A 10120-nucleotide genomic window follows, 5' to 3' on the forward strand; every position below is an offset into this window, starting at 1 on the left:
AAAGAGGCTTTAATCTTCGTTTAAGATTGTGGATGATAGTCGGATTTACCGTAACGGAAGACATTGATGATTGCTTTTCCGTCACTCGGATAACCATTCGGATGATCGATCGGGAAGAGGGAGAAAAAGACGAAATAAAACGAGAAATACGCAAATTGGTACGTAAAAATCGATGCCTCGAACACGCCGGCATAAATAAGACCATTTACGACTAAGATACTCACCAAGTTCGCGATCGATCCACCAGCATAGACCATGATATTAGCAAACTTCGTTTCATGACGCAGCGCCTCATATTGACACCATCCATCCCAAAAATAAACACGATTCAGTCGAATTGGACCAACACGAAGCAATGATTTGCCTGAACCAATATTGATTTCCATGTTTCCACCGAACAATCGGGCGAAAAAGTAATGACCCATCTCATGAATCAATGTCACGATAGGCAGCAGTAAAAAGAACGATAAAAAGAATTTCCATAAATCACCGAAACCGAACATACAACGTACACCCTCTCACTTCAAAACAACATCTTAAATACTACATATAATTTTTCCCGAAAGATGTATCTTCAAACAATGTTTCGATGATTTTCGCAAGTCAATTGCATGACAGACTGACATCGGACTGTCATCCACGCAAAAAAGGACGAAGCCTTATAGCGCTTCGTCCTTTTTGATTTAATCGGTTTTCTTACGACGTTTGTTCGCTGCGTACAACAATCCGATAATCGTCAGTGCTGCACCGCCTGCTACCGCATATTTCTTGTAATCCGCTTTTCGTTCGGCGATGACCGTCGTCGTCAATGCTTGGACGACCAACTGTTTCTCTTCATGCAGTCGTGGTGCGTGCAACTTAACGGCACCCGACTCCACCAACACCTCGAATTCACCGTTTGGCAATTCAATCGTGATATCCTCTTCCGTCGCATTATGATAGACACGCTGCCGTTCGACGTATCCTTCATATGTTCGTTTCAGTTCAAAGGCAATGACACCTTCCCCTTCTTCGAGGAAACGCAGATGTTTTTTGATCATCGCTGCGTTTGCGAGACGGAACATCGGATACTGACGACGGAGGGCAATCAATCCTTTGACGTACTCGACTGCCGGACGCTCTGTTTCCGCCCGTTCATAGTCAAGACGATTGACGACCTCTCCGGCATTGAAGCTGTCACGAATTCCGTCCTTCGTCCGGAAGAACTCTTGTCCGGCATGGAGGAACGGAATCCCTTGTCCCGTCAAGATGATGGCATTCGCGAGCATTTGCCGTTTCCGACGAATCTCTTCCGTATCCTCAGGGCGAGACACCGTTAATTTATCCCAAATCGTCAAATCATCGTGCGCTTCGACATACGAGACGACCTGATTCGGTTCATCGGCAAATCCTTGCGAAGAGACGTTGCCGGCGATTCCCCGTTTGACTTCACTCGTCCGGTCGAATGCGCCACTGATGAAACCGCGGTCTTCCGGCGTTTGGACGTCGCCTTTGACCCCGTCCCGTAAACCGTTATTGAAATGAGCGATTCCTGGCATCTTCGGTGCGTTGAAATAGTTCGCTTTTTCTTCCGGATCAAGTGGCGTATCGAGATCCCAGCCTTCACCGATGATTAGAATCGATGGATCGATCCGATCAAGTGCATGACGTACCTGATTCATCGTCTCGACATCATGCAGTCCCATCAAATCGAATCGGAAACCATCCAGATGGTACTCTTTCGCCCAGTACGTCACACAATCGAGAATGAACTTCCGCATCATCAGACGTTCAGATGCGGTATCATTCCCACAGAAACTACCGTTTGACAAGCTACCATCCGCCTCTTGACGATAGAAGTAGCCAGGAACGAATTGACCGAGCGGAACCATTGCTGCATCATACGTATGATTGAAGACGACGTCCATGATGACACGGATCCCGCGATCATGTAACGCTTGTACTAATTGCTTTAACTCAAGGATCCGCGTTCGTGGATCATCCGGATTCGATGAGTACGAACCTTCCGGCGCAAAGTAATTCACCGGATCATACCCCCAGTTATAGTTATCCGGGTCGTTCGGCGCTGTCTCATTGACTGAGCCAAAATCATAGATCGGCAGTAACTGGACATGCGTCACACCAAGATCCGCTAAATAATCAAGTCCTGTCAATCCGCCATTTGGTGTCCGTGTCCCTGCTTCCGTCAGCCCAGCGAACGTACCACGTGCGACGACACCACTAGCCGGATGACTCGTTGCATCGCGTACATGTAATTCATACACAACTGCGTCTTGCGAAGAATGGAACAGTGGGCGTTCTTCGATCCATCGTTCTGGTGTCACACTTGTCGGGTCAATTAACGCACCGCGTTTTCCGTTCGTTCCGACGGCTTTCGCATACGGATCGACCGCCTCGACTTTTTGTCCGTTGATGCTCGCTTGAAACGTATAGAAATAACCTTCATATGCTGCTCGATCGAGTTCAACGACGTACGTTCCCCGTTCGCCTGCCATCATCTCGACCTCTTCGACTTTTCGTGCGCGTAGTGTCTTGTAGAGACGAATCACGACACGTTCTGCCGTCGGCGCCCATAAGCGCACGCGAATCGCCGTCTCTGAGAAGGTCGCTCCTAAATCATTTCCACTATAGGCAAATCGCTCATCCAGTTCTTGCGGTGTGAGCGTCAACATGTCTGCTGTTTGTTTCAAAGCTAAGCACCCCTTTCATTTCATGGTTTTTATTATAACAAAATTTCAAAGCAGTGGACGCTTCCGGTATTCCTCTCTAAAATAGAGAGTGGAATGAAAGGGGAGATTAACATGGCAGCAAAAGATAATTCATTTGATATCGTGTCACAAATCAACATCGAGGAAGTCAAGAACGCCGTCCAGATCGCATTGAAGGAAATCACGAACCGCTTCGACTTCAAAGGTTCAAAGAGCGACATGAAGCTCGAAAAAGAGGATTTGATTCTAATCTCAGATGACGATTTCAAACTCGATCAAGTCAAAGATGTCTTAACAGCAAAATTGATCAAGCGCGAAGTCCCGACCAAAAACCTGCAGTACGAAAAAGTCGAGCAGGCTGCTGGGAATACGGTTCGCCAACGTGTCATCCTTAAGAGCGGAATTGATCGTGACGATGCGAAAAAGATCAACAATGCCGTCAAGGAATCGAAATTAAAAGTGAAGACACAAATCCAAGATGATCAAATCCGTGTCACAGGTAAATCACGTGACGACCTACAACAAGTCATGCAAATCGTTCGTGAACTTCCGTTATCGGTCGATGTTCAGTTCATTAACTTCCGTTAATCCACTCACGTCAAATTAGCTGAACGTTTTTGTTCAGTCCATCAAACAAAAAAGGGAGGTGCTTTCTGGATTGTATCCAAAAAGTACCTCCCTTCATTTATATCGTTGCTTACTGCGCTGTATAACCACCATCGAGAACGACAGCTTGACCCGTGACACCTGCTGCTTTGTCACTTGCAAGGAAAATAGCGTAATCCGCGATTTCTTTGACTTGGAGTAACCGTTGTTGCGGAACAAGTGGATAGATGACTTCTTCTAATACACGTTCGAGTGGTACATTCCGTGTTTCAGCGAGCGAAGACAATTGGTTTTGGACGAGTGGTGTATCGACATATCCTGGGCAAATCGCGTTGACCGTGATACCCGAAGTTGCCCCTTCTAATGCTGCGACTTTCGTTAAACCGATGACGCCGTGTTTCGCACTGTTATAAGCAGCTTTCCCTGCAAAACCAATCAATCCGTTGATCGATGACATGTTCAAGATCCGTCCAGAGCCTTGTTTTTTCATGATCGGGAAGACATATTTCGTATAGAGGAATGGTGCACGAAGCATGATGCTTTGAAGCAAGTCGAATTTCTCAGTCGAGAACTCTTCGATTGGTGAGACGTGTTGCATTCCCGCGTTGTTGATGACGATATCAATCGTTCCGTAATGTGCGACCGTCTGATCGATACTTGATTTGATTGCCTCTTCACTTGTCACATCACCTGCGACAGCAAACGCATCGAAGCCTTTTTCACGAAGCGTTTCAGCAGAGCGTTTTGCAGCTTCTTCCTGAAGATCGACGATGACGACCTTCGCACCTTCTTGAGCGAATTCTTCAGCGATCTCAAGACCGATTCCGCTTGCTGCTCCTGTAATTAACGCGACTTTTCCTTCGAGTTGTTTCATCATGATGGATTCCTTCTTTCTTTATCTTTACGTGTTCGGTCTCTTTACTGTACGCTGATTGAAAGAATAATAAAAATGAATACTTGTTATGACATCTATAACTCAAAAGAATAGGAGAATACTAATGGATTTCCGCCAACTGGAATACTTTACGGAAGTGGCACGCTTCAAAAGCTTCACTCGTGCCGCTGAACATCTCCACGTCACGCAACCGACGCTTAGTAAAATGGTCCGTCACTTAGAAGAAGAACTTGAGATGGAATTGTTCGACCGGAGCAAACGACAAATCGTCCTGACGGATGCCGGCGAGACCTTATTGATTGAAGGTGAAAAGATTCTGCGACAGTTATCTGATCTGCCTTCTCATCTCTATGATGTCATGCATCTGACGAAGGGAACGATTCGTCTCGGCGTACCCCCACTAATTGGTTCGCTGTTTTTCCCAGGTCTACTGCGTCGCTTCGAAGAGATGTATCCGATGATTCAAATCGAATTAATCGAAGCCGGTGGACATGCGTTAGAAAAAGCGGTCGTCGCCGGTGAAGTCGATTTGATCGCAACGGTGCTGCCTTCGGATGAGCATTTAACGACACACCCCTTCATTGAAGAAGAACTCCATTTATTCTTACCGAATGATCATCCACTCGCTGATCGGTCGATGATTGCGTTAGAAGAAGTTTCCGACATGCCGTTCGTCTTGTTCAATGAAACGTTCTCGCTCCACGATGTTGTCTTGAACGCCTGCCAAGATGCCGGATTTACGCCTAACGTGTCTCGGGTGAGCTCGCAGTGGGACTTCTTATGTTTACTTGTCGCAGAAGGAAATACCGTGACCGTCCTTCCGCGTTCGATCGCGGATCGCTTTTCGATTCGTGGCGTCAAAACGATCCCACTTGAAACACGAGTCCCGTGGCACTTAGGAATCGCCGTTCCAACCGGTCGCTACCAATCGTACGTGACGCGGAAATGGATTCAATTCGTCAGCGATATGTATTCCAAATAAGCATACCTTTCATAAAAACCATGTATTTGTAGAATGGAAATTCTTCCTTTACGATGAGAACATCGTTAAAAAAGAAAGGAAGTCCTTTACCATGGCAACTCATTTTGAATCACGTCACGAAACAGGCGTTAAAAAACTCAGCGAATTCACAGACGCAAACGCTGCACAATCGACGCATGACAAAATCTCTGAATCCCTGAAAGATATCGCTCCAGCAGTCGGTGAGTGGATCACGGATTTCGCATACGGTGAAGTTTACAGCCGTGATGGTCTCGTCAATCGTGACCGCGCAATCGTGACGATTGCTTCCCTCGTCACACAAGGTACAGAACCACAGCTCGCTCTCCACATCAATACTGGATTGACAGCTGGTTTGACAGGAAACGAAATCGTCGAAGCTATCATGCATCTTGTTCCTTACACTGGATTCCCACGTGTCTTGAACGCACTCGAAGTCGCAAAAGTCGTCTTCGCAGAACGTGGCGTCACAGTCGAAACAGAATAAGATACGCATGACTTGATTGAAAAAAGATGGGCATGACGCATTTTCGGGTATCTCCTTAACAAAGGAGTGGTCGATCATGCGTTATGCCCTTTTTGCGGATCTTCACAGTTCAGTAGCCGACACAGCGGCTGTCCTAGCTGACATACGGCGGATCGCTCCCGATGCGCATTTGTTTTGTCTCGGTGATGTTCATGAATGCCATGTCGGTAAAAAGCGAGCGAAGCGCTATTCTTTCGAATCGCTCTCCCTCGTCGTGACGCTCGATGATGATTTTTTAGAGCTGATTGATTTTAAGACGTTACTTGGTAATCAAGAAGAGCGCATCCTGTCGCTCGTTCCACCACATCTATCTCCTGTCATCGATGCATTACGCGATTGCCCTCGAAAACAACGCATCGAGGGGGCATTGTTGATTCATGGAGACCAACTCAGTTGGTCGCGGGATTTTCTACCCGACCTGTCACAACAACGCGAACCGTTACTCTTTTTTGGTCATAGTCATATCAGAGGTTTGTTTCGAAATGGCATCGCCAAACCGAGCCCACTAGGTCAAACTTTATCCATCAAAGGAGGACGGTATGCCGTCAATCTAGGTCCCGTCATGTTCGAACGAGAATGGTGTCTTTACGATTCAGAGCAACAAACGATCGTATTCTATCAGGCGAAGTAAGAAGATACGACAAAAGCCGTCGGGCACAGGGCTCGACGGCTTTTGTTCGTGCATCTTATTGATCAGAGATAACGGACAAGCGATGCCTTGACGACATCCACTTGTGTGAAGTTCGTCTCTTCCGCGAATGTTTCGATGACTTGACGGACATCCCCTTGACGACGTACGAAGCTCGTCGGGACTGGTGTCGTACCGACAAGTTGCTCATGCAGACTCGTCAATCGATGATCATCGATGATCGTCGTCATCAAATCAAGGAATAGGAGAACATGCAGACGGTTCAAATAATCCCATGGTTTGTCTTCCGAACGGAATTCATTACGAGCGAGCCATTTTTTCAATCCGATCGCATCGATTTGACTCAACGTCTCTGTCGTACGTGCCGACTTCCAAAGCGTCAACAGTTCACCCAGTTTTTTTCGTGTCTGTTTCTTACGCATGAAGAATTCAAAATTATCTTTCGTCCGTAATGCGTCTCCTTCAATCGGAGCAATCAAATCGGCTTCCGGCGCCGTCACGAAATCGTGAACGAAATCGACAGACTCTCCCGGTAACCAAGCAGCGACTTTCCCGTGAAAATCAGCCATAAAGGCGACCGTTTCTGCCAAAGGCTCCTGCTTCATCTGTGAAGCAGCTTGCTGTAATCGTTCTTTCGTCTCAGTCTTCATAATCTACCTCTTCTTATTCGTGGATTGGTCTTACATTTCTTCTGGAGCGCCGACACCAAGCAAACGAAGACCCTCTGTCAAGACGATCGTGACCGACTTGACGAGTGCAAGACGCGATTGTTTTGCTGCGTCATCTTCGAGAACACGGACGTGTCCGTAGTATTTATTGAAGCTTTGTGCAAGATCTAAGACGTAACGGCTGATGATTGATGGCTCGCGACGTGTGAACGCGCGATCGATGACCGTCGAGAATTGGTTTAGCATCGAGACGACACCCCATGCATGATCATCGGCACTACCAGCGAATGGTGTGCCATCATAGCCACCTTTACGGAGCAACGAGTGCGCACGGGCATTCGTGTACTGGACATACGGTCCTGTTTCGCCTTCGAATTTCAACATCTGCTCAAGATCGAACTCGATGTTGTTCATCCGTTCGTTCTTCAAGTCGTGGAAGATGACGGCGCCGACACCTACTTGACGAGCCGTTGCTTCGGCATTCGCTAAGTTCGGATTTTTTTCCGCGATGTTTTGCTTCGCGACGTCGATCGCTTCTTGTAGTACTTCTTCAAGTAAGACGATCCGACCTTTACGCGTCGACATTTTCTTTCCGTCCTTCATGATCAGACCGAACGGCACATGGTGCATTCCGTCGACGTTCTCAAATCCAAGTTTCTTCAAGACTGCGAACAATTGCTTGAAGTGAAGCGCTTGTTCCCCACCGACGACGTAGAACGCTTGCTCAAAGCGGTACGTTTCGAGACGATAGACAGCAGCTGCTAAGTCACGTGTCGCATAAAGCGTTGCGCCATCTTTCTTTTTAATCAAGGCAGGTGGCATACCCTCTGCTTCGAGGTCGACGACCATTGCCCCTTCTGATTCGACGAGGAGATCTTTTTCTTCGAGCAAATCGATGACGTGTTGCATCTTGTCGTTGTAGAAAGCTTCTCCGTTCAAGCTATCGAATTTAACACCGAGAATCTCATAGACACGGTTGAACTCGACGAGTGAAACTTCACGGAACCACGTCCAAAGCGTCGTCGCCTGCTCATCACCTTGCTCGAGTTTTTTGAACCAGAGACGTCCTTCATCTTCAAGAGCTGGGTTCGTTTCCGCTTCTTCGTGGAACCGGACGTATAATTTCAATAATTCCTTGATTGGTTCTGCACGAACTGCCTCTTCCTCACCCCACATCGTGTAAGCCACCATCAATTTCCCGAACTGTGTTCCCCAGTCCCCTAGATGGTTGATCCCGACGACGTCGTACCCTTTTTTACGTGAGATTTGGTTGAGCGCGTTCCCGATGACTGTCGAACGCAAGTGACCCATCGAGAAAGGTTTCGCGATGTTTGGCGCTGAGAAGTCCGTGACGATCGTTTTTCCATTCGCTTCACTTGATCCGAACGCCTCTTGCTCCGTCAAGACTTGGTTGACGATTTCTTGCGAGACGACTTCCCGGTTCAAGAAGACGTTGATGTAAGGACCAACAGCTTGAACGTTCGAGAACAACGGCGCGTCAATTTTCTCTGCGAGCTCCGAAGCAATCATGTTCGGTGCTTTACGGAATGCTTTCGCGAGCATGAAACATGGGAATGCCAGATCTCCATGATCTTCATGTTTCGGTTGCTCGATCAGTTGTTCGATTTGTTCAACCGATAAGGCACCTTCCATGACGTGATGTAATACTTCTGCATACTGCGCTTTATAACTCATCTTTATTTCCTCCTGATTCACTGATTTTTTGGCAATAAAAAACGCCCCTTGCGCCACGCGCAAAGAGACGGAATGACCGCGGTACCACTCTTCTTGGTGTCATTTCGACACCCACCTTGTTCGGGGATAACGGGGTTCCCCCGGCTACGCCTTTTCCATCAGGAATCGGGTAGCGTCTCAGAAGTGCGTTTCACGACCGGTTCGTCCTCAGGCTTCCACCATTCCCTGATTCGCTAGTTGACGAATATCAACCGTTACTCTCTTCATCATCGACTGTATTCGATATCTTTCACATTATACGCAATTCTTTCTTTTCTCTCAACCTTATTTTTTTGGTAAATGGCTTATCAAAATTTCCACAATTCGGGTATAGGAATAAAAGATACTTCTCAGGGGGAGGGATGTTTCATGCGCTACTACCAACATGTAGCCCGGACGAGCTGGATCGTCTTCGGTCTCGTCGCCTTGACATTATTAGTGATCGGCATCGTTCATCCACCAACCTTCCATCCTTCTGTCTCCATCATCAACACCCTTTATTTATTCGGACTCGTTCTCCTGTTTCAGTTCGATAATGTCCGTCGTGGTGGCATTTACTATACATTCCAAGAAGGAATTATCTTATTTTTATTCCTCAATTACGGTTTAACGTACGCCTTGATTTTAAGCCAAATCGGTATTCTCGTCTTTCAATTCATGTCCCATCGAAAAGCGATTCGTTGGAAACGTTTCGTTTATCTTTACCCGATCAATGCCTTATTCGATTTAGTCTACATTTCGCTTCCGGCCTTTGCGTATTATGCGCTCGGCGGACCGATCGGCTCAAACTTTACGTATACGAAAGCCTTGCTCCCTTTCACCGGCTTTTTGATCACCGTCTTCCTTGTCTCTTACTTCCAATGTCTGTTCGTCAATCGCTTCCTCTACTTGAAATACGATTGGCAACGTCTCGTAAAGCTTCAGTCCCTCGTCTATGGAATCAGCATGTTAAGTGCTCTACTCGGAATCTGGTTCTACGATGAAAGTCCGCTCGTCGCGGCTACAGTTTCCGCCTTGATTCTCTTTTTGTTCAAACGTCTGTTGCAAGAGCGTGGCGACTCCCTTGAAGCAAACGATAATGCGAAGCGATTCGATGATGCGAAGGAACACTTGTTGATTTCCCGCTTCGAACGCGAGACGATCGATTCACTGCTCCTCGATTTACCACATCTGTTGCCGTTTTCTGAAGGTTGGATCTCAATTCAACAACAGCGGAAACAAGTCATCTATAACATCCGGACGAAACAACCAATCGACGTGTTACCACTGTTTCATTCCTTGTCAGCCGACGATTTGCATACCCCGATCATCTATGGGCCTGTCTCTTATACACA

At 47.1% G+C, this 10120-nt stretch carries 9 protein-coding genes, 1 pseudogene and 1 other annotated feature; of the genes and pseudogenes, 5 read left to right on the plus strand and 5 right to left on the minus strand.

Features of this window, described 5'->3' with window-relative positions:
* Nucleotides 1-20 precede the first annotated feature (20 nt).
* Nucleotides 21-503 (minus strand): site-2 protease family protein, encoded by a 483-nt coding sequence (locus F8N00_RS00585; protein ID WP_058265683.1) that lies wholly within the window; start codon nucleotides 501-503, stop codon nucleotides 21-23.
* A gap of 180 nt (nucleotides 504-683) precedes the next feature.
* Complete coding sequence (pulA, locus tag F8N00_RS00590) at nucleotides 684-2690, minus strand: type I pullulanase (RefSeq protein ID WP_244150234.1); 2007 nt, start codon at nucleotides 2688-2690, stop codon at nucleotides 684-686.
* Between the two features lie 111 nt (nucleotides 2691-2801).
* Here pulA and F8N00_RS00595 point away from each other — a divergent pair, with 111 nt between their 5' ends.
* The gene (locus tag F8N00_RS00595) at nucleotides 2802-3296 is read left to right on the plus strand and encodes a YajQ family cyclic di-GMP-binding protein (protein ID WP_023469671.1); all 495 of its coding nucleotides are present in this window, start codon (nucleotides 2802-2804) and stop codon (nucleotides 3294-3296) included.
* A 109-nt stretch (nucleotides 3297-3405) separates the two neighbouring features.
* Here the strand turns inward: F8N00_RS00595 and F8N00_RS00600 are convergent, their stop codons facing one another.
* Complete coding sequence (locus F8N00_RS00600; protein WP_023469672.1) at nucleotides 3406-4191, minus strand: 3-hydroxybutyrate dehydrogenase; 786 nt, start codon at nucleotides 4189-4191, stop codon at nucleotides 3406-3408.
* Between the two features lie 121 nt (nucleotides 4192-4312).
* Here F8N00_RS00600 and F8N00_RS00605 point away from each other — a divergent pair, with 121 nt between their 5' ends.
* From F8N00_RS00605 to F8N00_RS00615, 3 genes are all read left to right on the plus strand, one after another.
* A complete protein-coding gene (locus F8N00_RS00605; RefSeq protein WP_058713924.1) occupies nucleotides 4313-5191 on the plus strand; it encodes a LysR family transcriptional regulator in 879 nt (292 codons plus the stop codon).
* A gap of 91 nt (nucleotides 5192-5282) precedes the next feature.
* A complete protein-coding gene (locus F8N00_RS00610; protein WP_023469674.1) occupies nucleotides 5283-5696 on the plus strand; it encodes a carboxymuconolactone decarboxylase family protein in 414 nt (137 codons plus the stop codon).
* A gap of 76 nt (nucleotides 5697-5772) precedes the next feature.
* Nucleotides 5773-6366 (plus strand): metallophosphoesterase family protein, encoded by a 594-nt coding sequence (locus F8N00_RS00615; protein ID WP_058713925.1) that lies wholly within the window; start codon nucleotides 5773-5775, stop codon nucleotides 6364-6366.
* A 62-nt stretch (nucleotides 6367-6428) separates the two neighbouring features.
* On the opposite strand, the gene F8N00_RS00620 is transcribed toward F8N00_RS00615, so the two are convergent.
* Entirely contained in the window at nucleotides 6429-7034 is a 606-nt protein-coding gene (locus F8N00_RS00620; RefSeq protein WP_050678446.1) for a hypothetical protein, read from the minus strand.
* A 30-nt stretch (nucleotides 7035-7064) separates the two neighbouring features.
* A complete protein-coding gene (gene argS / locus F8N00_RS00625) occupies nucleotides 7065-8747 on the minus strand; it encodes an arginine--tRNA ligase (protein WP_075642922.1) in 1683 nt (560 codons plus the stop codon).
* Nucleotides 8748-8807: 60 nt separating this feature from the next.
* Nucleotides 8808-9026 (minus strand) — a binding site (T-box leader).
* A 129-nt stretch (nucleotides 9027-9155) separates the two neighbouring features.
* On the opposite strand from argS, the pseudogene F8N00_RS00630 reads away from it, so the two are divergent.
* Nucleotides 9156-10120, plus strand: a pseudogene (locus tag F8N00_RS00630) (GGDEF domain-containing protein); the annotation flags it as partial.

Source organism: Exiguobacterium sp. A1_3_1 (assembly GCF_048985645.1).
Lineage (GTDB): Bacteria > Bacillota > Bacilli > Exiguobacteriales > Exiguobacteriaceae > Exiguobacterium_A > Exiguobacterium_A indicum.

Bases quoted from the DNA above. Each gene is read 5' to 3' on its own strand.
- F8N00_RS00585 (WP_058265683.1), bottom strand. From the start codon at position 503: ATGTTCGGTTTCGGTGATTTATGGAAATTCTTTTTATCGTTCTTTTTA.
- F8N00_RS00595 (WP_023469671.1), top strand. From the start codon at position 2,802: ATGGCAGCAAAAGATAATTCATTTGATATCGTGTCACAAATCAACATC.
- F8N00_RS00600 (WP_023469672.1), bottom strand. From the start codon at position 4,191: ATGATGAAACAACTCGAAGGAAAAGTCGCGTTAATTACAGGAGCAGCA.
- F8N00_RS00605 (WP_058713924.1), top strand. From the start codon at position 4,313: ATGGATTTCCGCCAACTGGAATACTTTACGGAAGTGGCACGCTTCAAA.
- F8N00_RS00610 (WP_023469674.1), top strand. From the start codon at position 5,283: ATGGCAACTCATTTTGAATCACGTCACGAAACAGGCGTTAAAAAACTC.
- F8N00_RS00615 (WP_058713925.1), top strand. From the start codon at position 5,773: ATGCGTTATGCCCTTTTTGCGGATCTTCACAGTTCAGTAGCCGACACA.
- F8N00_RS00620 (WP_050678446.1), bottom strand. From the start codon at position 7,034: ATGAAGACTGAGACGAAAGAACGATTACAGCAAGCTGCTTCACAGATG.
- argS (WP_075642922.1), bottom strand. From the start codon at position 8,747: ATGAGTTATAAAGCGCAGTATGCAGAAGTATTACATCACGTCATGGAA.